This window comes from Alkalihalobacillus pseudalcaliphilus (genome assembly GCF_028610675.1).
GTDB lineage: Bacteria > Bacillota > Bacilli > Bacillales > Bacillaceae_D > Alkalihalobacillus > Alkalihalobacillus pseudalcaliphilus.
The window spans coordinates 41,841-68,094 of record NZ_JAQQWS010000007.1; the positions used below are offsets into that span (position 1 = coordinate 41,841).

The following is a 26,254-nucleotide window of genomic DNA, read 5'->3' on the forward strand; positions in this document are numbered from 1 at the left end:
GATGACACGACTCTACCTTGATAATTTCCTCTATCTGTTTCAATCAAACTCTTCCATTTCCATTAAATCAAATGATACGAGGAGGATGCAAATCATACACCGTATTGATTTTATCGACGACTTCCAAAAAACGCCTTGATGCACGACTATCCTCTATTCATTCTTTTCCCTTTTTCACCTTCCAAATCTTTATGAAATAATCCCCTACCAAAAATAGCTAATACCTCTTATCCTTTTTCTATTTCAGCAACCGGTTTTACCACTTCTAAATATCGCCACTTGATCCAAGCACCTGCTAATAAAAGCATCAAGATGGCGGCGATGATATAAATGCTTGAAAGTGGGTAATACATGAGCAGTAAAAATGAAACAAGTGGCCCGAGTGCTGAGCCAACATCTACGACAACGGTATGGGCTGTCATCATTTTGACTTTATCTGAACGAACCGCCGCTCTTGTTGCAAGTGTATCGGTCGTTGTTGTAAAAACAGTGGACAATAATTGAAAACAAATGATGAATACAAGCAATAAAAGAACCTGCTCAGTTAAAGCCAACAAGACTAAAAGTCCCGCACCGCCGATTAACGGAATGAGTAAAACGGGTAACATGGTTGCTAGCTGATCAACCTTTCTCCCAATGAATGGTGCCACAAACGGATCCCAAGCCCAACGTAACGCCTGCATCAATCCCGCTAAAGTTGCCACACCAATAACTAGTGATCCGAGTTGCCACAAGCCACCATAGACAGAACCAATTAAAGGACTTAGTGTGGAGGCGAATAATCCCATGATAATAAACCCTTGCATCAGTCCCGTGCACAAGACAAGTATCACAAATGGGGAAACCCAACTGAAGGCACCTGATTGTATGGGCAGCTCCTTTTTCTTTTGTTCAGTCTTAGACTTTGGTACGACGAAAAATACAACTGGAATCGTCACAACCGCAATCAAGGCAAAACTAGTCGTCACAAAAAAGATCGAGGTTTGATCAACAAGAAAGCCACCTGCCAGCATCCCCACTAAACCGCCTAAGCCCCATAGACCATTATATAAACCAACATGCCAGCCTCTATTTTGATCCGTCGTTACATCTATAATCGTTAAAAAACCACCAAGTCTAATAAAGGACCAAGCCACTCCCCATAGTGCCCGCATGATAAGCAGTGCCCAAAATTCATGAAAGACTCCATAAGAAAAGGTCGTAATCACCGCTAATACTAAGGCAATTAACACACCTGTCCTCAATTGAAAATGCTGATAAAAGTAGCCGATTAAAGGATTTAAAGGCAAACGAATAAACCGATTAATCGATAAAAGCAAACCTATTTGCCAAAGTGCATGTAAACCGAATTCTTGCCAATACAAAGGCAATACAATAAATAGCATTGCATCGCCCATTACTGCAACCCCAGTCATTAAGGCTAAAGCAATGACTTTTCCTCTTGATGTAATATTCATAGCGTCACAACCATTTCTGTATCATTCTGACTTTTCTCCATTTTACATTCAACAAAGAGGAAAAAAAGGGTAAACTTAGATCACGTACATTTCCCCTTTTATAGAAAGGTTGATCATGATGAAGCTATCTGAACAATATGAGCAATTACTACTCTCTTTTCACGAACGACAAAGCAAAACGACTTTAAAAGAATTATCAGGAATCCTTTTCTGTTCTGAGCGCCATACGAAAAATATCATTCATGATTTAAAAGAAATAGGTTGGATTGATTGGAGCCCTGGGAGAGGTCGCGGGAATGTATCCACGATTACTTTTAAAGTCGAATTAGAAACATTCATTATGCAAAGAGCTGAACAACTAGTAAGTGAGGCATCAATTGATGAAGCCGTGTCTTTTATCAAGTCAAGAACGTTAAACGCCTTGCAGAAAGAACAGTTTTTAGATTGGTTATTAACAAAAGTCATTCACTCAAAAGAAATGGAATCACCTGGTGAACTCGATCATTTACGTTTCGCTTCATACAGGCCACTACCATCACTCGACCCTTACTATGTTCATCGACGTTCTGAAAACCATATGATGCGACACATTTACAATCGACTTATTCGTTATAGTGAAACACAACAAGACTTTGTCCCTGAACTTGCTCACTCCTTTAAATCGAGCGAGGATGAGCTTACTTGGATATTCTATCTAAGAAAACATGTGCTTTTTCATGATGGTCAACAGGTAAGTGCAGCCGATATTTGTGAAAGCTTTCAAAGACATAGCGACAAGCGTTCCGCATACCATTGGATGACAGCCACTATCTCGTCGGTGAAACCTTTGAACATGTACACCGTCGAATTTACCTTAACCTATCGTAACCCTTTTTTCCTTCATTTGATTGCCTCATTGGGTGGTAGCATCGTCAAGGCCAATAAACCAAATGTGCCGATTGGTACAGGACCCTTTCAAGTCGTAACGAACAATGAAGATAAGCTCACCTTACAAGCATTTGAGCATTATTTTGGCTATCGTCCGTTGCTTGATAAAGTCACGATGTACTTCTTTCCACAAGTTTATGAAACCTCAACAATGGAACATGCTGGTCTTGACAAAAAACTCAACTTTTATCAATATCCTAATTCGATAAAAGCGAATAGCACCTATGAAATGAACACGATCGTTGACAAAGGAAGTAAGCTCTTAACAATTAATCAAAACCGCACCATTGGTGTCGACATTCACTTAAAAAAAGCGATTAATACCATGCTTTCACGAAAGAAAATGGTCAAAGAGCTTCAAGGGAATCGCCATGTACCAGCCTATGGGATGTTTTCGGAGTATGAAGTAGAAATAGAACATTCCTTAGAAAGAGCTCAAGAGTACCTTGACCTTAGCGATTACGATCATGATGTTTTACATTTGTATAGCTATATCGGTGCAGGCAATGAAAAAGATAGTGAGTGGATCCAAACAGAGCTATCACTCATTGGCATCATCGTCCAAGTTCATATTCTGCCATTGTCTGCCTTACACAAGCTTGACTTAACACAAATAGCCGATTTTTTACTTGGTGAGCAATTATCAGATGAAGACCAAACTTACACTTACTTATCAGCGTTTTTTGGTACTCATAGTTTTATCCAGTATCATTTAACAAAAGCTTGGAATGAAAACATAATGAAGCAATTATTAACTCCACGAGTTGAAGATCGACTTGCTGTTTTACGTCTAGCAGAACAAACCTTATGTGAGGAACATTCGCTTTTGTACTTATACCGCTTGCAACAATCAGCCATTTATCCCAATGATTTAGAGAATATTCACTTAAATGCACTTGGCTGGGTTGATTATACAAAACTATGGTACCGTCATTAATCATACTTTCAACACCATACTTTTTTACTCGTTTTACCAAAAAGTATGTTCTTTGAATGGCCCTTTATAGTATAATAGTATGAGGAAAACGTTTTCACAAAATTCTCATAAGGGGGAGTTCAATGAGTAGAAAAAGAAAGAATACAACCTTACTACTGAAACACAAATTACTATTTGTCATTTTGTCGATTGTTTTACTTAACTCGATTTTTATGTCGGCGATTTTTATCAATAATCAAAGTGTAAAAACAGAAGTTGAACGACTAAACTTAGCTTTAGAAGCACGCGACGCATATCATTTATTTTTAGAAACAACACAGGAGATCGGGCTCATTCAATATGACCTTCTAACTGGTAATTATACAAATAGTCGGTTAAATGATTTAGAAGAGGCCCATGTCCATACGGAAGAACTGTTAGTATCAATTGAGGATTTTTTAGAAAGTGATCCAAGTCTTACGAACTATTTTAGCCTTTTACAATCTGTCGACATCGAGTTCCAACGTATCTCAAGCGAATATTTATCACAACCCCCACTTGGTGAGCGTGCTCAAATCATTACAACGCAAGCATCAAACGCCATTACGGGTAATCTGATTGATTTAGAAAGAGCACGGACACCGATTGATGAATTTTTTCAAGAAATTCGCGAGACACATATCCAGCAAGTTGATGAACGTATGACAGCGTCGAGTACGTTTTTAGTTATATCAACGGTCGTCTTAACAATTGTTTCTTTCTTTATTATTTACTTATTCGGTAAGCATTTAACAAACGGTGTTCAAAAAGTCTTTAAACGCATTGATGCTTATAGGAACCATGATTTCACGTATCAACAAAACGTCTCTCGAAAAGATGAAATTGGTCAAATTGATCAAGCTCTCATTGCTATGGCCGGTCATATGACAGACGCTTTACAAGTCAACAAAGTGAGTAGTGATCAAGTGTCGCAAATAGTTAATGATGTCGTCACTCAAGCGAAACAGAATCAGCATGTCTCTTTACATGTTGAGGAACATACAAAGGAACTTCAAAATCAAATTCATCAACAACTTGACCATGCCACCTCTATTTCCGCTATTACGGAGGAGTCTGCGACAAGTTCCCAAACCATCCAACAGTCTGTTTCCTATATTAAAGAACAGACCGAGGGCTTAAATTCGTTCGCCGTTCAAGGTCAATCAACTTTAGAAGAAATGAAACAATCAGTTCAAACAACGGCTACAGAAACGAACCAATTAAGTGATTCTATTAAACAAGTCGTATCTGATATGCAAAACGTGGTTCGATTCACAGAACATATCGATAAAATATCAGAGCAAACGAATTTACTTGCTTTAAATGCATCCATAGAAGCGGCTCGAGCAGGAGATGCCGGGAAAGGTTTTGCTGTCGTTGCTAATGAAATTCGCTTACTTTCAGAGCAAACTCAAAACTTTTCTAAACAAATTAAAGAGACCCTACATTCTTCTGAAACCAAAACAACGTTATTTATGGAACAATTCCTATCTTTTAACGATATCGTGCAAACGATTGTCCATAAATCAAATGAGGTCGCTACCTTATTTACTTCGATTCATAACCAAGGTGTAGAGATTGAGAGAAATCAACAGGACATCAATGAGTCCGTGACAGAGATTTCATTAGGATTAGAAGAAGTCGCTAGCTCAACTCAAGAGCTTGTTGAGGCAGCCTCTTCCATCTTAAGCAAATCCAATACAATTCAGACATCGACGAAGGAACAAACCATTAGCTCTGATCATCTCCTTGAGACGATGATTCGTTTAGAAGATACTTCTCAACAACTCAAAGAAAGTGCCGCTGCTTTTAAGTTAGATGAGAAATAAAAATACGTAATATCAGAAGCAACCTACGCATCGTGCTGTGGGTTGTTTTTGTATGGAAGTGTAGTTATGGGCGAGAGTTTGTGCCTTGAAGTTAGCTACTCCTAGGTTCCCTTGAGTAACTGACACATTCGGTTCTTCTTCAGCTTTTTTACCCATGATCATGTCAACTAGCTTCCTTCATCGGCAAGTTCTCGACCTTTTTGGCTCTTGATCATGTCGACCAGCCTCCTTCATCGACAGGTTCTTAACCTTTTTGGCTCTTGATCATGTCGACCAACCTCCTTCATCGACAGGTTTTTAACCTTTTTTGCTCATGATCATGTCGACCAACCTCCTTCATCGACAGGTTCTCGATCTTTTTTGCTCATGATCATGTCGACCACCCTCCTTCATCGGCAGGTAGCGGCGTTACCCAAACTCATACTCATCACTATTCATGCAGGCCCTTTGGTTCGTATACTTTCCATACAAAGCCAAATTAATTGAAAAGCCACCAGTTAAAGAGTCAACTGATAGGTTCGATATCATTTCGCACTGTTACTCACCTTCTTCCTTCGAGTAACTGACACGTTCGGCTTTTTCGTGCAGTTACTCACCTTTTTCCCTCGAGTAACTGACACGTTTAGCCCTTTTCGTGTAGATACTCCAAGGTTTGCCGTCTGTATCTGCACAAACCTTTATGAATGGTTAAGATGTTGAAAGATGACTTTCATTCTTGTTGGTGGTGGAGCAGTTTTGGCTCCTCCATAGGTATTTTATATAAAAGTTAATGCGAACATGGCGCTATTTCGGTCGCTTTTGAAATTATTGCCATACGTATTGTGTATGTTGTCACTTCCTGCCTTTTCCTACAACACTCCGGCACACTTCCCCGAGCAACTGTCCTGTTTACATCATTTCTCACACTTACTCCACCACTGCCCTTAGCTCACTGTCTTTATTGGAACTTTCCACAATGTTACTCTTTTACGCTTTTACTCCCTTACTCCTTGCTTATAGTACCTTTGACTCAGCAATAATGACTCTTGTTGGTAGCGGTAATGGATCGTAGGCTAAAAGAGATAAAAATGGTTGAATTTGGATTATCTTTTTAAAATTAAGGGTATGTATCGACACATACACATAGTCAATTATTGGCAACCAAAGTAAAGGAGTCACTAATTTATGATCGAAGCTCTTATTAATTATGGTATCTTGTTTATCTTTATCATTCTATTTGCTGGACTTGTTGTTTTAGCCAAAAAATACCCAATCATTGCTACATTAGGAAAAGGACTTAGAAATGGTTTTATCATAGCGTTCGCCTTTGCGATGTTAATTGTCTTTTTAATTGTCTATAGTTTCTTAGCCTTCCTTGTTATGACTGTCTTTTCATTTGCGGCAGAGCCAGCTTACTTTATTAATGGTGAGGCATTTAATCCACTGCTCGTTGATAACGAAGTTGCGAAAATAATTATTCCCTATGCTATCTTCTATCTGATCGTTTATTTTGGCAGTAGTCTTGGTTACGTACAATTAAATCTGAATGTCTGGGTTCATAAAGCACTCGTCTTTTTTACAACTGTATTAGCGACAACTTTCCTGTTCCCAATCATTGTCAATTCTTTGTTTGCAAACATTCATGTCACATTTCTAGGTGGATTTTATTTCATCTTATTCCCACTCGTAATTCAGATTAAGCAACTCATTCGTCGTGAGCACCGTGCCTATCACCGTTATAGGCGCAGAAAGTGGAGATACTTTACAAATCGCCTCTACCCATGGCTCAAAACGGGTAAGGATCCAGGCAAAAACGACGGTTACAAACACCCGACGTTATAATAAAAAGGCCGCCAAGGTTCTCTCCAAACCTTGGCGGTTGCATTATTGAAAAAACACTCTATGCATCTATACGGACATGCTCATGTGAAATATTACAAACCGCGAATTTCAATCCATTTAAATCATAAAAACCAAACCCGCCATAAACTTGATCAGGTCGTAAATTCAATTCTTCCACCTGCACGCCTTTTTGTTGCAGCTCTTGATGAAATCTTTGTAAATCTTCCACATAAAAATCAATAACCGAATGCTCGATACCAGTATGAGTGTTCAGAAATGATAGATTTCCCTCAACTTCTGTTTTCACAAGATAAAAGCTAGGCACATCGCGTTGGTTTTCATTTTGAAAATGAAGCATCGCTGCACCTTGCTCTTGGAATGATGGCTTCATACCCAGTACCTGACCATACCATTCAACAGCAGCCGCGACATCTCTCACTGGAATTTCAATAGACGCTACACGTGGGACAATCAATGAGTTATGTTCCACCATGGAATCACCTCTTTTTTTTATAATAATTAATTCGCTGAAAAAAAGTTTATTCCTGCCCACTGCCTTTGATTTCCAGGTCACCATAAATCACATCTTCATCCCCACGAACTTCTAGACTTTTCGGTATTTTCATTTGAAGATACATAAATTGGCTAGAGCCCCAACTTGAGCTACCAAAAGAACTACTAGAATGTCCACCATTAAACTGTTCAACCGTCCATTCATTCTTTAGAAAAACGAGTGTTTCATGTATTGTAATAGGGGGATGCATATTTAATACACCATTTTTAAGCTCAAAGCTAGGACGAGCAGGTTGTCCTTTATACAACATATTTTCATAATATATATCAAATGTCCCTATACCAACAATTTCGATTAGCCCATCATCAGCCTCTTTACGGACAACCTCGATACTTAAATAATTCATTTCTGGGTCTCTATTTTCCACATCAATATAGGGTCCCTCATAATGAAACTCCCACTCTGTCTTCTCAACAACACCCTCGGGGAGCTGTTCCCACTCCCCGTTATAGATTAAATCATACATTTCATCCGTTAATTCCGTCGCTTGCGAATGTGGAGGAGTTTCGACAATGGGTAGGAAAGAATAAACGACCGCACCGATAATTAATAGGGCAACATAGGCACCTACTACAAAATAACTTAGCTTAATCTTTACATTTATTCTCTTAATAAATATACCTACGATAAAAACAGCTAAAGCCAGTAGGAGAATTAGGATCATACTCTCACCTCCAACTTATCCGTACTCCAAATAATTATGACAAGAAGCACACCACAAGTGCCAATCACCTTTAGTGCAAACAATAAAATGGATGGCTCTTGTAAAAATTGTTCGACTAGTAATAGTAGTACACCAAACTCACTTAAAAAGATAATAGCCCCAAACACGAGAGCCGGAATAATGATTTTTAACGGTTCGTACATTTGAACAAGCATGCCACACACATAACCTAACGTCATAAACAGCACCATGTATAAAATTGTAGCCACGAGTCCAGAAAACATTACTGCGGCACTAGTATCTGACAATTTTAATATTTCACCTTCATAAACAAAAAAAGTGAAAAGTTTGATCGTAAAGCCTGACAAAAAAGCCGTTAAGCCACCTAAAGAACTGACAATAACCATATAACCGATATTCGCCAAATGTGCACTCAACCTAGAAGTGACAAAGGAAAAATCATCATACCGATACGCTTTCGATGTAATTAAGGCACCAACAATAAATGCCCAAATCATTGTAAAACCAATCACTATATCTCCCGAAACATGTTGAATGTCGATTTCATAATAATTGGAACCCATAGATCCCCCAGAGCTGGCCAAGACCGAAATAACAAGAAATACCGTCTGTACAATTATCAAAACAAGCACAGCACTAGACAACGCTTTTAATTTAAATAATGTTTGCTTCCGTACTAATTCTTCTAATCGAATTTTCTTTAACATCTCTATCCCCCCTTAATTAACCTCTATATAATCTTCAAAGCTAGTAATCTCGACATTTTCAGGAACTCTTATATAAAAAATGCCTTCTCGATATGGATTCATTAAATGTCTATCTTGACTAAATGCACCTTGGAATTGCTTCATTGGAAATGGATGATCCAGTAAATTCACCACATCATCTGTACTACCATATTCAGGGTGAATATATAACTCAGAGTCGGTATGAAAGAAATCAACAATTTGCACTTGTTCCTGAGTCTCAAAGTGATAACCACGCATTAGATGGTAAATTTTTTGACCGAATTGATAAATGTCTAAGTCGGTTTGAGCATCAACCTTCTCTACGTATATCAAATTATTGTTTGGAACGAGGTGAAGTTCGTCATCATTGATTTCAAAACCCCATTGCTCCACTATCCATTCTGGAGGAACTGCATCAAAGCTTCCTTCCATAATTAAACCCTTAAGTTGCCTTACTCTTTCCTGCTCTTCTTCTATGGAAGCTTCTACCTCTAGGTAATTTTTATCAAAACGGACTGGATTCATCTCTCCTTTAGGTAACAACCCATATACGATCGGAGCCATGATTAGTAAAGTCCCGTAAACAATCGCAAGAATCACTTGAATACTAAACTTTCTTTTGTTCAAATTCCTTTGAGATGGCCTCATACTCATGTAAACAATGAATATAAGAAAGAATGGAAAAATAATAGAAAGAATAACAAACAAAGTTTCCATTTTTTAACGCACCTCCAATCGACGAGCAACAAGGATGGTAACCCCAAACAAGACGGCTACGAGCAAACTGACATGAACAACAAACGATAAAAAGGAAGGTTGTTGAAAATATAATGTCTTCACACTTTCAAATAATAGGTAATCACCTCGAACTTTTTCCATTAAAACATCAAATCCTACGACTAGCATGACTACTATTAAAATAGTGACCTTATACCATTGCATTAAATTACTAATAAAATAGCCAATCATCCCAAATACGAAAGCATATAATGTCATGCCTGATAATCCAATCACGACGGCGGATATGGACGTATTGGTTACATAATAGTAGGTATCAATTTGACCAAAAATGATGTGAAATACTCTTAGAATATAACCGGACATAAAGGAAGTCAGTCCACAAATGATACTTGCCAATATTAAGATCATAACGTTACTAATTACTTGAGTCGTTCCATTAATGACAAAGTGAACATCATTACTTCTTGAATCCTTATTAATCAACTGAACGCCTAATATAAACATCCAAAGAAATGATATACCTAAGACAAAATCCGCCGATATCGTTTCCACTCGGATAAAGCTATTGCCAGATGTATAAGTAGCCATTGCGGAAAAAGCCAACCCGACAAGCTGAACAATAACCAACGTCAACAAATAACCGAGATTTGACTTCATTTTATAGACAACTGATTTCTTTATGACCTCTCGATAACTAATCGTTGTCGGAAAAGACATCGTCAATTCCTCCCTTACGACTTTCCGTTAAATAGACACAAATATCACTTGCTGATACTCGTTTAAACTCTAACCCTAACGTTAAACCTTCTTGTTTCTTTGCCTCATTTGGCTGGTAAGCAACAACATATTTTGTCTGCCCTGTAAGTGTTTGTTCATACAAAGTTTCCGCACCGTCTAACCACTTATTAATAGAGGCTGTATCACCTCTTACACCAATTGCCATCTCCTTTAACTCATCAATTGAACGATGCTCACAAACTGTACCATCTTTTATTAACAGGACATCCTCTAATAAATCCTCCATCTCATCAAGATGATGGCTTGATAGCAAAATCGTACGTGGGTAATGAAGATAATCCTTCATTAAGGCACGGTAAAAATCCTTACGTACCGACTCATCCATTCCCGTTGTTGGTTCATCAAAAATCGTTAATTCACAATGGGCCGCCAAGCCAAAAATCATATTAAAGGTACTTTTCATTCCTTTTGACAAGTTTTGATGGCCTTGTCTTGGGTTCAAGGAAAAATAGTTAAATAGATTACGAGCAAGCTTCTCATCCCAATTTGGATAAAAACGTTTTCCTTCCTCAAGAATTTCTTCAAGCATCAGGCTAGATGGAAAATACATTAAATCATCGACAAATACCGTATTTAAAGACGCATTGATATTATTAAAAGGCTTCTCTCCAAATACATGAAGTTTACCTTTATTCGGACGATAGTATCCTGCAACTAATTTTAAAAAGGTCGTTTTACCCGCCCCATTTCGACCGATAATTCCTGTTATCTTCTTATCTGCAATTGAAACGGACAATCCATTCACAGCTTTCTTTTGGCGGTAATGCTTATGCAAGTCCTGTGCCTCGATAATGGTCATCATGACTCCCCCTTTATTTGCTCGTTCATCTCTTTGATCATGTCAACCATCTCTTTTTCACTGACGGATAATCGGTATGCTTCTAATACAAATTCATGAGCTAATTTTTTTAATGTCTGCTCTTTGCGCTCAGCCATAATGAATGATTTTGCCCCTTCTGATACAAACATACCTAAACCCCTTTTCTTATATAAAATTTGTTTATCAGCTAATAAATTGAGCCCTTTTGCGGCTGTTGCTGGATTGATCGTTAGCTTTTCTGCTAATTGATACTGCGAAAACATCTTCTCATTCTCTTTAAAATGTCCATTCATAATTTCCGTTTCTAGCCATTCGGCGATTTGCACATAAATTGGTTTTATCCCATCATGATCAATGATCACATTAACTCACCCCCAAACAAAAACTATAGTACATTACTGATGTAATGTACTATATAATAAATAACATAAAATAGCAATTATTTTTTATAAAATCAACCAGATGGAGCAAACCAAACTTACAATTATGGTAAATAAAACCACAAGAAATATAACTGAAAATACCGATATTATCCATCTTGAGAGAAAAATTTCAAACATAAACGCCCCTTATGAATGAGTAGATTTTTCATTAAATGGGATTTTGTTGGAATTAACTTTTCGTTCTTATAAATTTCCATTAATTTTTTTCTTCATATTTAATAGAACCTGCTCCCTTATCATTAAAAAAATATTTATTTTTAAGCTATTGCTTTTTATTTTTTTTACCCGTATATTATCTACTTGTAGTTGAGGAAATCAACACGTAAGAAATGATATCTCATTAATAGATAGTATTTCTGCCCACAAGCTTGTATGTAAAAGTTATATGTCGACACATTTCTATCCATTTACCAAATGGACGTTTAGATGCATCTAAACTAATGTTAATTTTTTTATTCAACTTAGAAAACGATTACAAAAGAGGAGGATATACGTGTTTACATTTTTTATTGCGATTGCACTATTAATTATCGGTTATTTCACATACGGTAAATTTGTTGAAAGACAATTTATGCCTTCTGATAAAAGAAACACTCCTGCTATTTCTAATAATGATGGTGTCGACTATGTACCTATGGGTAAGCAGAAAAATGCCCTTATCCAGTTACTAAACATTGCTGGGACTGGCCCTATCTTTGGTCCAATTATGGGTGCTTTATTCGGACCGGTTGCCTTTATTTGGATCGTTGTGGGTTCCATCTTTGCTGGAGCGGTCCATGACTATTTAACCGGGATGATTTCGATTCGTAATAAAGGTGCTCATATTCCAGCACTTGCAGGAAAGTTTTTAGGACAGTTTTCACGTCACGTCGTCAATGTATTCGCCTTATTACTTCTTGTCTTAGTAGGTACCGTTTTTATTACAACACCTGCTTCATTACTTAGTATCGTAACAAATGGCGCTTTGACTACTGGTGTTTTTGCTGCCATTATTATCGTTTATTATTTCTTATCAACTATTTTGCCAATTGACAAAATAATCGGAAGGGTCTACCCTTTCTTCGGTGCCATTTTATTATTTGGTTCACTAGGAGTTGGGATTGCGTTACTATTTTCAGATTACACAATTCCAGAATTAACACTTAAGAATTTACATCCAGAAAACTTACCGATTTTCCCTATTCTTTTCTTTACGATTACTTGTGGTGCTTTGTCTGGTTTCCATGCTACTCAGTCACCAATTATTTCTAGAACAGTTAAAAAAGAATCAGAAGGTCGTTATATTTTTTACGGAATGATGATTGCAGAAGGTATCATTGCAATGATTTGGGCTGCTGCAGCGATGTCACTATTCCATGGAGAAAACCTAAATGAGTTAATTAATGCAGGAACACCTTCTGCTGTTGTTAATGAGATTTCTATTACATTACTTGGTGCAATTGCTGGTACGATTGCTGTTCTTGGTGTCATTGTACTTCCAATTACTTCTGGAGATACTGCATTCCGTGCTGCACGTTCAATTGTTGCTGATTACTTGAATATCTCACAGACAAAAGCTATTAAACGTTTAATGATCGCGATTCCATTATTTGCGATTGCTTATGTACTTATGCAAATTGACTTTAACATCCTATGGCGCTATTTCTCTTGGGCAAACCAAGCAACTGCTGTTATCGCATTGTGGATAGCAACCATGTACTTATTTGTCAAAGGTAAGAAATATATTATATCTCTTATCCCGGCATTATTTATGACTTATATGGTGCTTGTTTATATCCTGAATGCACAAATTGGCTTCAAACTTGACTTAAATATCTCATTTATTGTTGGTCTCGTATTAACCATTGCCTTTGCTATTTGGTTCTTCTGGAAGGCTAAGCAAAATAAAGCGAATAACTTACAAGTTGATGAAGATATCGAAGACTTTTCTATAAAATCTGAATAATAACAGGAGCTAACCTCATAGGTTAGCTCCTGATTGTTTACTTGAATCGCATAGCAATTTCAAAATATTACTATATAACAGCGAAAAAACTCTTCTACATCGGTAACTATGCTGTTATAATAAAGAAGTAGTTTTTATATTCCAATTAAACAAAGGAGGAGTTTTATCAACATTTCGTATATGGTGTTGTAGAGTTTCTATTTCTTAGTTATTTTTCATTCATTATTAAGAAAACGCTTTCAATTAAAAAGGGGTGTGAAACGATGTTTACATTTTTTGGTGCCATTATCTTGTTAATTATTGCTTATTTCACGTATGGAAAGTTTGTTGAAAAACAATTTATGCCTAAGAACGAACGACCTACGCCAGCATATGCAAATAACGACGGTGTAGATTATGTCCCAATGAATAAACAAAAGAATGCCTTAATCCAGCTTTTAAACATCGCTGGAACAGGGCCTATCTTTGGGCCAATTATGGGTGCACTTTTTGGACCAGTTGCATTCATTTGGATCGTTGTTGGTGCCATTTTTGCAGGGGCGGTTCATGATTACTTAACAGGTATGATTTCTATTCGAAATCGCGGTGCCCATATACCTGAACTTGCTGGAAGGTTTTTAGGGAAATTTTCACGTCATATCGTGAATTTCTTCGCCCTTTTACTTTTAGTCTTAGTCGGAACTGTTTTTATTACGACTCCTGCTTCCTTACTTAGCATTGTCACAAATGGTGCAGTGGCAACAGGAATTTTCGCAGCTCTTATTATTCTTTATTATTTCTTATCAACGATATTACCAATCGATAAAATTATTGGTCGTGTTTATCCATTTTTCGGTGCGATCTTATTATTTGGAACCATTGGTGTTGGTATTGCCCTTCTATTTTCCGGTACACCAATTCCAGAACTAACATTAGAAAATTTACACCCTGATAATTTGCCGATATTCCCTATTCTTTTCTTTACGATTACTTGTGGCGCCTTGTCTGGTTTCCACGCTACGCAATCGCCAATTATTTCTAGAACAGTTAAAAAAGAATCTGAAGGTCGTTATATTTTCTACGGAATGATGATTGCTGAAGCGATTATTGCCATGATTTGGGCTGCAGCTGCAATGAGTTTATTCCACGGTGATGCATTAAATGCTTTAATAAGTGAAGGAACACCTTCTGCTGTTGTCAGTGAGGTCTCCATTACGTTATTAGGAGCTGTCGCTGGTACAATTGCTGTTCTTGGAGTTATTGTCTTACCAATTACATCCGGTGATACGGCTTTCCGTGCAGCGCGTTCGATTATTGCCGATTATCTTAATATATCTCAAAAGAAGGCTTCAAGACGTCTTATGATTGCTATTCCTTTATTTGTAATCGCCTATATCCTTATGCAAATCGACTTTAATATTCTATGGAGATACTTCTCATGGGCGAACCAAGCAACCGCTGTGATTGCATTATGGATTGGTACGATGTACTTGTTTGTAAAAGGACGGAAATACATTATTTCATTAATACCTGCTTTATTTATGACTTATATGGTGCTCGTCTATATCCTTAATGCTCAAATCGGATTACGCCTTGATTTAAATGTTTCGTTTATAGTTGGAGCGATTTTAACTGTCGCCTTTACAGTTTGGTTCTTCTGGACTGCACATAAAAATAAAAAAGCTGGCTTAGAAGTTGATATTAACGTAGAATCAATAGATACCAAAGTTAGCTAACCCATTCATCTCATTGGATGGATTATACTGGGCCGTTGACATATATATCTCGTATAATGTCAACGGTTTTTTGTATGAGAGTGTACTTAGGGTGATAATTTGTGCCTAAAAATTTGCTTTGATGGCTTATTTTACTTTATCTTAACTTGATACTATGGAGTGAAGCAGCAAAAGGGCTTGATTGACAGCAAAAAGTCCAAATAACAGTAAAGCACCCCCAATTGTTAGTTTTCATGCTAACAATTGGGGGTGCTTGATTAACATACTTTTATAGTTGATACAACAATAGTCCAATTAATTATTCATAACGTAGTGCTTCAACTGGTTGCAGTTTCGATGCTTTAAGGGATGGTAATAACCCAAATATAATTCCAACCACCATTGAAAACCCTAAACCGATGAGCATTGATGGGATCGAGAGCATAAATGGCAATCCATAAAAGTGAGAAATTAGTTTGGCCACTCCAACTCCAACACCTATCCCAATAGCTCCTCCTAAGCTCGTTAATACTGATGCTTCAGTTAAAAACTGAAATAATATCACATGTCTTTTAGCTCCTAATGCTTTCTTAATACCAATTTCTCTTGTACGCTCTGTCACTGAAACAAGCATAATGTTCATAACCCCAATTCCACCTACTAATAATGAGATACTTGCAATCCCAATTAACAGAAATGTGAAGGTACGCTCATATGCTTCCATCTCTTGAGCAATTCTTTCTAAATCCATTACTACATATGATGCTTTCTCTGCATCAATGAAATGCAAGTCTTGGTTTAATAGTTCGGCAGCCATTACACCAGCCGCTTGGATAGAATCTGTATCAACAGCTTGAACAGCAATCTGAGTCGCTGAATCAAACCCTCCGACCAAAGGCCAAATACCTTTAGGAATCATAATCTTAGATTGTTCCCACCAGCCCCAATACGGGTCTTCTTCATCCCTATCTGGACGATCATTATAAATACCAATAACTCGAAACGGACTACCTGAAATATCGATATAACTTCCTAAAATAAACCCGTCAGGAAATAACTCATCACGAGCTGTTTCATTAATAATTACGAATTGATTTTTCCCTAATAGCTCTTCATCGGTAAAACCTCTACCCTCTACGATTTCAACTGGGAATAATTCTAAATATGTTTGATCGACTCCGTATAACTCTGGCCATGACATATTCGCTAAATGATAGGCTTCTCCCCATGACTGATGGTAAGTTGAGATTAAATTTACACGTGGATCACTCTTAATCATATCTAAAGTTTCGGACTTAATAGGTGGTGCAGCTATATAGGACATGCCTGATCCACTCCACGGGTCATCCTCACCATACATGTTGTTTTCTTCATATACAACATTAATAGTATTGTCCCCCATACCAATTAAATCACGCTTCATCGCCTCACTATTTCCTTCAATAATTGAAACGATTGCAATGACTGCGGCAATCCCAATAATGACACCCAACATCGTAAGTAAAGAACGCATTTTATGAGCAAAGATAGATTGAAAGGATAATTTAATATTTTCAAACATTTGAACTCACCTCTTCCACTTGCTCCTGACTACGCAGTTCACCATCTCGAATATAAACAATCCGATCAGCTTTATCCGCTACCTCTTTATCATGCGTAATCATAATAACTGTAACGCCTTCTTTATTTAATTCCGCAAAAAGGCTAAGAATTTGCTCACCTGTTTTTGTATCTAATGCTCCTGTTGGTTCATCTGCCAAAATAAAGCGTGGATTATTCACTAGTGCACGTGCAATCGCTACACGTTGCTTTTGCCCACCCGATAGTCGAGTCGGCGAAAAACCTACTCGGTCAGCAAGACCCACCTTTTGTAAAACGTCTAACGCACGTTGCCTTCGTTCTTTTTTTCTCATTCCTGCGTAAACTAAAGGCAATTCAACGTTTTGGAGGGCTGTTAATCTAGGTAATAAGTGAAAAGTTTGAAAAACAAATCCAATTTCATTATTACGAAGCTTAGCTAGTTTCCCTTCTTTACCTTGTAACATATCATTTTCATCTAAAAAATACTCGCCACTCGTTGGCTTATCTAAGCAGCCAATTATATTCATAAGTGTTGATTTACCTGATCCAGACGGTCCCATTATCGCAAGGAATTCACCCTCTTTTACGTGTAATTGAATATCACGTAAAATCGGCACATCATCCTTACCTACTTTGTATGATTTATTCAAATTCTTCAATGAAATCATCAAACATCTGAACCTCGCTTCCTTCTTTGATGCTCGGATCTGGATACACCACATAATCATCCATCGTTAAACCACTTATAATCTCAATTAAACCAAACTCATTAACTTCTCCAACTTCAACGATTTGTTTGACCGTCTGATTGTTTTCATCCACTTTCCATACATATGGCTCTTCTTCATCCATACCTACATACCAATCATAAATTTGAACGTGCTCACTAGTTGGCACCTCTTGCTCCATATAAGGCTCTATATTCACATGAAAACCAATTTCTAAGCCTTCATGCTCATCAATTTGAACCGTAAATGGATAATTCGATGATTGCGGATTCCCACCACCATAATACATGTCCATCATCATATCATCGCCACCTTCTTCAAAACCAACAGGCAGCTTTCCGATATCAGTAATCGTACCAAACCATTCTTGACCGTCATAAACCTTTTTCATAATTCTAACTTGACTACCTACTTCTAAAGAATCTAATAAAAATTCATTTACCTGACTTTTAATAAAATAAGATCCTGTCGAAACAATCGAGATAACAGGGGTTTGAGCTCCTTCTCCAATTGCCCCTTCAATAATATCGTGGTTAATAGTCTGCACAATACCTGCTTGCTTTGCTACAACAATATGGTCATTTCCTTCTTTTTCCTTCTCTATCGCTTCAATTTGTTTTTGCGTATGTCCAGCTTCAAGATTCTGTGAGCGCAAGTCAAAATTAACCTGCTCAAGTTCTTCTTCAAATATTTCTTTCTCTTCTTTAGATTCTGCTTCTTTTATTGATTTTTCTAATCTCGTTTTTTGTTTCGTTGTTCGATTAATTTGCATATAAGCCATCTCTAATGAGATCTTTAATTGGTCGAGCTCTAAGGAGTCATCTTCCATTACCTCATATTCAAATAAAGGTGTTCCTTCCTCAACGGTATCACCTTCAGCTACAAGGAGCTCCGCAATTTTCCCTTTTTCCGGTTCATAATAAACTCGCTCTGATTTCTCAGGTTCAATTTTCCCTGAGTATGTATACGGTGAATACATATCCATGCCCATCGCCATCATTGACACAGGCTCCGCGTAAAGCTCCGATCCATGATCATCAAACCCTCCACCAGCTTGGACAGAACTATTCCAATACATATAAGCTCCAAAACCAGTTCCACCTAAAGCTAGTACACCTGCAATTGACAGCGTGACAATTAAACCAACTTTTTTCTTTGTCATAACCTAACCCCTTTAAATTAAATTCTTTTTCTTTTTAGCAATCTATAAAAATAGATTCATATAAGAGACGCTTTAGGATGGTAAAAAGTTTCAATATTTTTCAATTTTTTTTAAATATTTTACATTACCCTTCTTAAGAGCTCTTTCTTGACCATTTCCCTTGACGAAATGTCTTGGTTTACAGTCTATCGGCACCATAAAATTAATAGCCATTCTTTTTCGGTTACATACAATCGAGTAGTCACTGAGAGTGTGAGAGATCGTCATTATATGCGGTTATTTGCAACTAGTAGGCTTCCAGTAGCTTTAGGAATTGCCATTAAACCCCTTTTATCTACTACTCGTTCTTCTCTTCCACCTTCACCAGTTGCCATTAACCACTCTACACCTCAAACCACACGCCTCTACCAGCAAAAATGAGAGTTCAGGCAGCTCTGTACAACACGGCTTTTCATGCAATGTGTTGTTTACTCTCGTCAATTGGTGCAATATGATCGAGCCTAATCCCTTTCGTTGACCCCTATCAAACAAAGAGCCGTTGCCACATTACCTCGGTAATATGACAACGGCATTAAATCAGATTTTGCTCCGACTAAAATAAGATTCATTTGATGGAAATTCGAATAACTTCTGGCTGATTAAATAACCTCTGAGGAATGATACTGTTTCCTAAACCACGATGCACAATCATTATCGTCTCATCTTCCTCATAGGCCCCTTTTACATATTTCGGAAAGAAGCCTTGATTTGGAGCAACTAACCCACCATTATAAGGCAAACCTATCTGACCACCATGGGCATGGCCTGAAAGAACTAGATCAATATCAAATTCTTGATACAAATAAAAAAAATCCGGTCGGTGTGCTAGCAAAAGTGTGAAATCGGTTTCAGCGTTATTTCCGTCCATTGCCTGCTGCATAAATTCCACGACAGTTTGCTCCTCTTCTTGATTTAGCATTGCCGGATCATCAATTCCGATCAAGGTAAATTCCCTCTCATGCACCGTGACATTCATAGATTCATTCCTTAACACGACCACTCCTAGCTGGTCTAACGCTTGCTCTAATTGCCCATACTCACCTGACCACCATTCATGATTACCCGTTACAAAATAAACAGGGGCCAATTGGACTAAGCCTCTCATAAGTTCAAGCGGTTCTTTAGAATCAGCTTTTTTAGCATCGATAAGGTCACCCGTCATAAAAATAAGATCCGGTTTCTCGGCACTTACTTTTGTTAAAAGCTTTTGTTGCTGTGTCCCGAATCCCTTACTGTGAAGATCTGAAAGATGAACAACCGCCAATTCCTGACCGTGCTGAATATCCAAATCAATTTCATGCTCCGTCACGACAATACGGTTATTTTGGTCATGAAAGAATAACGCCCCTACTAATACGGCTATTAACACACCTATAAACCATTTAATTCTTCTCCTCATACGACCGAAACCTACCTGATTATATTTGTCCTTCTTTCACACATGTTCATCCCTTTTCATTAACGACCATTCCAAACGCCTTCACAAAACCGATCGCTTGTTCAGGAGAAATGATGCAGCCTTTAAGCTTACCACTTGTCACAGCAATTCGTTCGAAGTAGCTTGCACTTAAATCGATTCCAGCTAAATCGACTTCATAAAAAGAAGCTTCATCAAGCTGACATTCTTGAAATTCTACTTTCATTAATTTCGCCTCAAAAAAGTTTGCATGTTTTAACACCGATTTCTCCAGCATGACATGTTTGAAGCTTGTAAATTGGCACTCTAGATAAGGAGCTAACGTATCTACAAATAATACATGCTGAAAATGTGCCTCTGCTAGCTGTGTACCCGCCATTTTACATTGACGGAATTCAACTCGATGAAATACAGCCTGATTTAACCGAGCATTTGAAAAGTCACAATGGTCAAAAATAACATCCACACATTCTAATAGCTGAAAAAAGCTACCAATAAATGTTACGTTTTTAAAAATCATTTGGTCAAAGAAAACTTTATCATATTCTTCTACTTGAATCATCTCGTTTTCTATGACACAGCTATCCATATATTTATCTTGCTCATAACAATCAGACCAAGACTTCACCTCTAGGTGTTGCTTGATTTTGGGTAATTGTCTCTTAAATGAGGCAGCCATTACATCACTTCTCCCCTTGTTTTTTCGGCGTAAATCTTATTAAAGCTTTATAACCAAGCCTCGTTAATTTATATTGTTCGTCCAAATATCCATCTTTTTGTAAAGTATGAACATGTGAATCTTTCAGTAGACTTTTAATTGATTTAATTCTCTGGTTTAATTGCTCCAGATTAGGGTCTTCAAAACTATCTAACTCTAATAATGTGGCTAACTCCTTAACTGGATCCTCTTTTACAAACAAACTCTTCGTATCAAGAAATGCCTGCTGAATTTTTGCTTTAGCGTTACTTAGTTCGGTAAGTAAGGTTGTGCGTTCTACTTGTTTTTCTTCAAATCGGCTTCGGAATTGCTGCTTCTCAATCTCATCGAGGTCCGCTTTTTTAAATAAATCTTCCATTAATAACGTTTGATCCAGTTCAATTTTACGTAAAGCTTGTTCCTTTTCCTTAACCCCTTCAAAAATCCGCGTTTGCTCATTCGTTGCCTCGACAGTCACAGTAGCTTCTTCTTCCCCTACTTCGTTTGCAATCGGAGCTGTTTGCTCTCCTTCCTTATCCTGTTTTCGTTCTAATAAACTCTTCATTTCTCTTAATTTTTGTAACACAATAACCGCAAAGCTGACTAAAAATAAAAGGACGGTAGCTCGGTAGACAACTTCATAAAAAACTGATAAATAAATGATACCTAAACTAGTCATCCAGCCAACGAGGCATATAGCCCATTCCTTGCCAGACTTTGGCTTAAGCATCATAAGTGATAATGGTTTAATTTCTGTAGATTGTTCTTGCTTCATCTTTATACTCCTTTATCTTACATCTCTCATTCATTAGATTTTACTTACTTCTACTATATCATAATTAAAAACCGTTCTTTTTATAAAACTACTGACAAATGAAGTGAAATCATGAGTTAAATAACACGACGTAAAAAAAGAAAAGGGAGCAACGTTAGGAGCTCACCTTTTCCTCTTTCATCCACTCTTTTAAAATGCGCAACTCTTCTCTTCTTTTTTCCACATAAGATGATTGCCTTTTTAAGGAGTCATCCACATATCCAGGGTGACACATGATTTCCAACGTGTGATAACGATGTTTATTGATTATTTCTTGTAAATGCTCTAGCTTTAAATTTTCACCATAAAACTGATCATGAAAATAGCTTGTTCTTTTTGTAATGAGTAAATCCCTAATGCCAGTGAGGTGACGAAAAGGGAGCTGGTATCGTTTCGCTAACCGAACAAGAACGGGGTGCAGCTTGCTCCACCCATGAATATGGTGATGACTATCTATATGATTAGGTAAATATTGAAACTGTTTATAAAAACACTCAATCTGTTTCATCCATTCTTGCTCTACTTCATCTAAGTTAATTTCCCAGTCTTCTTGTTCAAATCGACTCGACAACTTAAAATAACCTGTTTCGTCTACTAAACTAGGAACATCAGTAATAGGCTTTCCTGATGTTAATGTTAAATGGATACCAACTATTAAATTTGGATTTTGCAAGGATAATTGCCTGGCATGTTCACTGGCTTCTCCCGTTATCATAAACGAGGTTGAAGTTATTGCCCCAGCTTGAAAGCCATCAATGATTCCCAAATTGACACCTTCGCATAAACCGAAATCATCGGCATTGACGATAAGCATTTATAGTCTCCTTTCTCTTATAGGCAAGTTAATAGGAGCGCTCAATAATAAAGTTAGCTTTATCACCACGGAAATAAGCCTTTGAATACTCAATCTTTTTTCCATTCTCTAAATAAGCATCGGTTTCAATCATAAAACACGGCGATCCTTCTTCAATTTCCAGCACCTGTGCTGTGTACGGATCCGCTAAAATGATTTCAATTTGTTCAACCGTTTTCTTAATCATAAGTTGATAATCATCTCGTATTAAAGAATATAACGAAACTTCACAAGCATCCCTATTTAGCCCTGGGGTATCAGCCCATGGTAAATAAGATACTTCATATTGAATAGGAATATCATCGGCAAAACGAACACGTTCTAACTTATTAACAGGTGCTCCCTTATCTAATCCTAATCCTCTGCTAATGAAATCATCACTTGGAATAACTAATAAATTCGTCACCTTAATAGATGGACTTTTCCCCTGTAATTGCAGCTGAGTATTAAAATTATCGACTGTGGCTGTTAAAGATTGTTTGACTTTATTGTCGGCTACATACGTGCCACTACCTTGAATTTTATATACATACCCTTCAATATGTAATTGATTTAAAGCCGTTCTCACGGTTGTTCTACTCACATCAAACATTTCACAAAAATCTGCCTCAGTAGGTAGTTTTGTATTAATTCGATATTCACCGCTTTTAATCGCTTGTTTAATTTCATCTTTTACACGAATATGTAAGGCTTTTCCCTCTAATTTGTCTGGTTTCAACTCACTATCTCCCATTCATACCATTTTCATATCTTTTATTGTAACATATTTTCAGAAAACAAGTACAAGTTTGTCAATTCAATTGGATAGCATTATCTCAACTTGTCGTGACAAATAAAAAGTGGTTAGGTTTTCAGCGAATAAATGTGGATAGGCTGTGGCTTTCATGACAAAACCTTGCTATCATAAGTAATAGATTCAACATTTAGGTATATAGCAACAGAGCCTTGGTCATGTACATTTTCCGTACATCTTACCGAAACTATATTCGGAGGATAAGTCATGAATAAATTAATGGAAATATTAGAAAAGCGATTACTCCCACTAGCTGCGAGAATAGGTTCACAGCGTCACTTGACTGCGATTAGAGATGGTTTTGTCGCGATTATGCCGATTATGATTATTGGTTCCTTTGCGATCTTGATTAATAATCTGCCAATTGAAAGTTTCCAACGCATCATGTTAACTTCATTTGGCGAGCAATGGAAAGTAATTGGGACGGCGATAAGTAATAGCTCGTATGCCGTTGTTAGTCTTTTAATTACTTTTTCTATTAGTTATAAGCTTGCACGCTCCTATAAGCTTGATGGCTTATCGGTAGCCCTCATATCTATATGCTCCTTATTTATTTTGTTACCGATTACAGATACTCGTACACTGACATTAGATTGGACGAGCTCTCAGGGATTATTTGTGGCTATCCTTACTTCCATCTTGGTTCCTGAATTATTTCGTTACTTTATCCGCTCTAAATGGACGATTTCGATGCCAGAAAGTGTACCAGAGGGCGTTCAACGCTCATTTCGTGCATTAGTTCCGGCATTGCTCATTTTATTAATATTTAGCTCACTCAAAGCTGTACTACTTTTTTTCTTTAATCAAAGTGTACATCAATTTATTTATTCCATTATTCAGCTACCGTTACATGAGTTATCTAATACGTTATTCAGTGCACTCATAGTCGCTTTTATGAGCCACCTACTTTGGTTTTTCGGGTTGCACGGTTCCAATATTTTAAGCCCGATTATTGAACCTCTCTATCTTCCCTTAATTCTAGAGAACCAAAGCTTTTTCCACCAAGGGATGAGTGCTTTTGATGTTCCATATATTATTACGAAACCTTTCTTTGATACCTTTGTTTATATGGGTGGGATTGGCACAACTTTAGCTTTGCTCATAGCGATTCTCCTCATTGCCAAAACACGGCATTATCGTTCGATTGGTAAGTTAAGTGCACCTGCAGCTGTTTTTAATATCAATGAACCGATGTTATTTGGACTACCGATTGTATTAAATCCATTTTTGCTTATTCCTTTTGTCCTTGTGCCCATCATTTTAACGATGATAAGCTATTGGGCACTATCCCTTGGTATCGTTCCTAAAACCGTCGCGATTTTACCTTGGACAACTCCCCCTTTTATTAGCGGATACTTAGTAACAGGTGGAGATATTCGGGGGGCTTTTTTGCAAGCCTTCAATTTAGTAATAGCTATCATTATCTATATTCCTTTTATTTTACTTTCTGAGAAAAGTGTCATGAGTAAGCACTTTCTACTAAACTTACACCGACAATGAAAGAGTGAGTCAAACATGGAACTTAATGAACAACTAGCATTTTCGCTAATTTTACACGCTGGTGAAGGTAAATCACTTGCCTTCTCCGCCTTACAAAAAGCCAAAAAAGGGGAATTTGAACAAGCTAAAATGGATCTTGAAGCGAGCAAAAAAGAAATCAGTAAAGCACACCAACAACAAACCAAGCTCATTTCATCGAACAGCAAACAACTACCATCGCTACTGCTCATTCATGCCCAAGACCACGTCATGAATGCTATGAACAGCCTAGAACTAATAACAGAACTGATAGACATGCACCATCAATTACAAACACAGATAACACCCCAAAAAAGATGAAAGACGTTTTAGCTCAGCGCCTCCCCCAACAGGACGCACAGCATGATTTCCGGGAGCAACGAGCAACGCACCATGTTCGCCGGTAACTTTCATATAAAATGCCCATGGCGGAGCAAAAACCTGCTCCGCCACCAACAAACATGAAAGTAGCGGATCGCCCTTAACAACTCGGCTTTTTATTTAATTGATGCTTTTGAGAATTCTCATATTCAGCTGTAACCATGCCCAACTAAGGAAGACCTCGAAGAGTGCTTCCAAAACTAATTTCAGTTCACCGCACACGAGCCCCAACCAACTAAAAAAATAGTTTGTACGTTTTGGGATTAGTATTCAATATCCAAGTGTTTTTGGACCGTTAGCCATGCTCGCTTGGCTACTTCACGCTCGCGTGAAGTTTTGAAAATCGAAACCGCCATTCAGATGAATTCATTCATCTGATAAGGCGATTTCGATTTTCAAAAACGGACCAAAAACAAAGACCGAAAGGTCAACATACATGAGCATTAGCACTAACTTTCATATAAAAGAAAGGACACACATAAATGAAAATACTACTCATCTGTTCAGCAGGCATGTCAAGCAGTATCTTAGCAAAGAAACTCCAACAAACCGTTCATACAAACAATTTAGACTACCAGATCCAATCCTGTTCTGAGTCAACCTACGAAGAAATGTTAGAAAATACCAGTATCATCTTAATAAGCCCACAAATTCGCTTTCTCGAAAACCGTATTAAAGCATCAGTCGCACATACACCGATCCAAGTAGCTATCCTCGACCGAGCTGCATTCGGAACACTCAATACCCAAATAATTATCGAACAAATTCAAAGCCTGTCATATGAATGAACAAAACGAAAGCAAATACCTCCAACTAGGTATTTGCTTATTCACTCCACTCTGGTCTATACACAT

Annotated in this window: 24 protein-coding genes; 8 read left to right on the plus strand and 16 right to left on the minus strand. The window is 37.5% G+C overall.

From position 1 onward, the window contains the following. Positions 1–227: 227 nt before the first annotated feature. Positions 228–1,457 carry an MFS transporter gene (locus PQ479_RS14610; protein WP_047988417.1) on the minus strand — a complete coding sequence of 410 codons (1,230 nt, stop codon included), beginning with the start codon at positions 1,455–1,457 and terminating at the stop codon, positions 228–230. Between the two features lie 118 nt (positions 1,458–1,575). On the opposite strand from PQ479_RS14610, the gene PQ479_RS14615 reads away from it, so the two are divergent. The 3 genes from PQ479_RS14615 to PQ479_RS14625 all read left to right on the plus strand — a co-directional run bounded on the left by PQ479_RS14615 (position 1,576) and on the right by PQ479_RS14625 (position 6,989). After that, positions 1,576–3,321: an ABC transporter substrate-binding protein gene (locus tag PQ479_RS14615; protein ID WP_047988416.1), complete on the plus strand. Its 1,746-nt coding sequence runs from the start codon at positions 1,576–1,578 to the stop codon at positions 3,319–3,321. Positions 3,322–3,443: 122 nt separating this feature from the next. After that, positions 3,444–5,168 carry a methyl-accepting chemotaxis protein gene (locus PQ479_RS14620; protein ID WP_047988415.1) on the plus strand — a complete coding sequence of 575 codons (1,725 nt, stop codon included), beginning with the start codon at positions 3,444–3,446 and terminating at the stop codon, positions 5,166–5,168. 1,164 nt (positions 5,169–6,332) lie between these two features. Then, positions 6,333–6,989: a hypothetical protein gene (locus PQ479_RS14625; protein ID WP_047988414.1), complete on the plus strand. Its 657-nt coding sequence runs from the start codon at positions 6,333–6,335 to the stop codon at positions 6,987–6,989. A gap of 58 nt (positions 6,990–7,047) precedes the next feature. Here the strand turns inward: PQ479_RS14625 and PQ479_RS14630 are convergent, their stop codons facing one another. From PQ479_RS14630 to PQ479_RS14660, 7 genes are read right to left on the minus strand one after another with little or no spacing between them, the layout of a single operon-like run. Continuing rightward, on the minus strand, positions 7,048–7,482 hold the full coding sequence (locus PQ479_RS14630; RefSeq protein ID WP_053070371.1) for a VOC family protein: 435 nt from the start codon (positions 7,480–7,482) through the stop codon (positions 7,048–7,050). 46 nt (positions 7,483–7,528) lie between these two features. Then, the gene (locus PQ479_RS14635) at positions 7,529–8,227 is read right to left on the minus strand and encodes a hypothetical protein (RefSeq protein WP_047988413.1); all 699 of its coding nucleotides are present in this window, start codon (positions 8,225–8,227) and stop codon (positions 7,529–7,531) included. Then, positions 8,224–8,955, minus strand: coding sequence for a hypothetical protein (locus tag PQ479_RS14640; protein ID WP_047988412.1), 732 nt, complete (start codon positions 8,953–8,955; stop codon positions 8,224–8,226). Before PQ479_RS14640 ends, PQ479_RS14635 begins: the two co-directional genes overlap by 4 nt. A gap of 12 nt (positions 8,956–8,967) precedes the next feature. Further along, positions 8,968–9,693 carry a hypothetical protein gene (locus PQ479_RS14645; protein WP_047988411.1) on the minus strand — a complete coding sequence of 242 codons (726 nt, stop codon included), beginning with the start codon at positions 9,691–9,693 and terminating at the stop codon, positions 8,968–8,970. Positions 9,694–9,696: 3 nt separating this feature from the next. Then, a complete protein-coding gene (locus tag PQ479_RS14650) occupies positions 9,697–10,434 on the minus strand; it encodes a hypothetical protein (protein WP_047988410.1) in 738 nt (245 codons plus the stop codon). Continuing rightward, positions 10,412–11,314 carry an ATP-binding cassette domain-containing protein gene (locus tag PQ479_RS14655; protein ID WP_047988409.1) on the minus strand — a complete coding sequence of 301 codons (903 nt, stop codon included), beginning with the start codon at positions 11,312–11,314 and terminating at the stop codon, positions 10,412–10,414. The genes PQ479_RS14650 and PQ479_RS14655 overlap by 23 nt, the downstream gene beginning before the upstream one ends. Continuing rightward, a complete protein-coding gene (locus PQ479_RS14660) occupies positions 11,314–11,697 on the minus strand; it encodes a GntR family transcriptional regulator (RefSeq protein ID WP_047988408.1) in 384 nt (127 codons plus the stop codon). Before PQ479_RS14660 ends, PQ479_RS14655 begins: the two co-directional genes overlap by 1 nt. 574 nt (positions 11,698–12,271) lie before the next feature. Between PQ479_RS14660 and PQ479_RS14665 the strand changes: the two genes are divergently transcribed. Both PQ479_RS14665 and PQ479_RS14670 read left to right on the plus strand, forming a co-directional pair. After that, positions 12,272–13,723, plus strand: coding sequence for a carbon starvation CstA family protein (locus tag PQ479_RS14665; RefSeq protein ID WP_047988407.1), 1,452 nt, complete (start codon positions 12,272–12,274; stop codon positions 13,721–13,723). A 263-nt stretch (positions 13,724–13,986) separates the two neighbouring features. Continuing rightward, positions 13,987–15,438 carry a carbon starvation CstA family protein gene (locus tag PQ479_RS14670; protein ID WP_047988406.1) on the plus strand — a complete coding sequence of 484 codons (1,452 nt, stop codon included), beginning with the start codon at positions 13,987–13,989 and terminating at the stop codon, positions 15,436–15,438. 298 nt (positions 15,439–15,736) lie between these two features. Here PQ479_RS14670 and PQ479_RS14675 read toward each other — a convergent pair whose 3' ends face one another. From PQ479_RS14675 to PQ479_RS14710, 8 genes are all read right to left on the minus strand, one after another. Beyond that, positions 15,737–16,978: an ABC transporter permease gene (locus PQ479_RS14675; protein ID WP_047988405.1), complete on the minus strand. Its 1,242-nt coding sequence runs from the start codon at positions 16,976–16,978 to the stop codon at positions 15,737–15,739. Next, positions 16,971–17,666 (minus strand): ABC transporter ATP-binding protein, encoded by a 696-nt coding sequence (locus tag PQ479_RS14680; RefSeq protein ID WP_047988404.1) that lies wholly within the window; start codon positions 17,664–17,666, stop codon positions 16,971–16,973. The genes PQ479_RS14675 and PQ479_RS14680 overlap by 8 nt, the downstream gene beginning before the upstream one ends. Further along, a complete protein-coding gene (locus PQ479_RS14685) occupies positions 17,641–18,888 on the minus strand; it encodes an efflux RND transporter periplasmic adaptor subunit (RefSeq protein ID WP_047988403.1) in 1,248 nt (415 codons plus the stop codon). The genes PQ479_RS14680 and PQ479_RS14685 overlap by 26 nt, the downstream gene beginning before the upstream one ends. A gap of 604 nt (positions 18,889–19,492) precedes the next feature. Beyond that, positions 19,493–20,326, minus strand: a complete 834-nt coding sequence (locus tag PQ479_RS14690; RefSeq protein WP_047988402.1) for a metallophosphoesterase — start codon at positions 20,324–20,326, stop codon at positions 19,493–19,495. Positions 20,327–20,372: 46 nt separating this feature from the next. After that, positions 20,373–21,023, minus strand: coding sequence for a pentapeptide repeat-containing protein (locus PQ479_RS14695; protein WP_047988401.1), 651 nt, complete (start codon positions 21,021–21,023; stop codon positions 20,373–20,375). A 4-nt stretch (positions 21,024–21,027) separates the two neighbouring features. Then, positions 21,028–21,816 carry a hypothetical protein gene (locus PQ479_RS14700; RefSeq protein ID WP_047988400.1) on the minus strand — a complete coding sequence of 263 codons (789 nt, stop codon included), beginning with the start codon at positions 21,814–21,816 and terminating at the stop codon, positions 21,028–21,030. Between the two features lie 154 nt (positions 21,817–21,970). After that, complete coding sequence (gene chbG, locus PQ479_RS14705; RefSeq protein ID WP_047988399.1) at positions 21,971–22,669, minus strand: chitin disaccharide deacetylase; 699 nt, start codon at positions 22,667–22,669, stop codon at positions 21,971–21,973. Between the two features lie 28 nt (positions 22,670–22,697). Then, positions 22,698–23,426, minus strand: a complete 729-nt coding sequence (locus PQ479_RS14710; protein ID WP_273717064.1) for a GntR family transcriptional regulator — start codon at positions 23,424–23,426, stop codon at positions 22,698–22,700. Positions 23,427–23,708: 282 nt separating this feature from the next. On the opposite strand from PQ479_RS14710, the gene PQ479_RS14715 reads away from it, so the two are divergent. The 3 genes from PQ479_RS14715 (at position 23,709) to PQ479_RS14725 (ending at position 26,188) form a co-directional block, all read left to right on the plus strand. After that, complete coding sequence (locus PQ479_RS14715; RefSeq protein ID WP_047988397.1) at positions 23,709–25,001, plus strand: PTS sugar transporter subunit IIC; 1,293 nt, start codon at positions 23,709–23,711, stop codon at positions 24,999–25,001. A gap of 15 nt (positions 25,002–25,016) precedes the next feature. Further along, positions 25,017–25,340 (plus strand): PTS lactose/cellobiose transporter subunit IIA, encoded by a 324-nt coding sequence (locus tag PQ479_RS14720; RefSeq protein WP_047988396.1) that lies wholly within the window; start codon positions 25,017–25,019, stop codon positions 25,338–25,340. A 542-nt stretch (positions 25,341–25,882) separates the two neighbouring features. Beyond that, positions 25,883–26,188: a PTS sugar transporter subunit IIB gene (locus tag PQ479_RS14725; protein ID WP_047988395.1), complete on the plus strand. Its 306-nt coding sequence runs from the start codon at positions 25,883–25,885 to the stop codon at positions 26,186–26,188. Positions 26,189–26,254 lie beyond the last annotated feature (66 nt).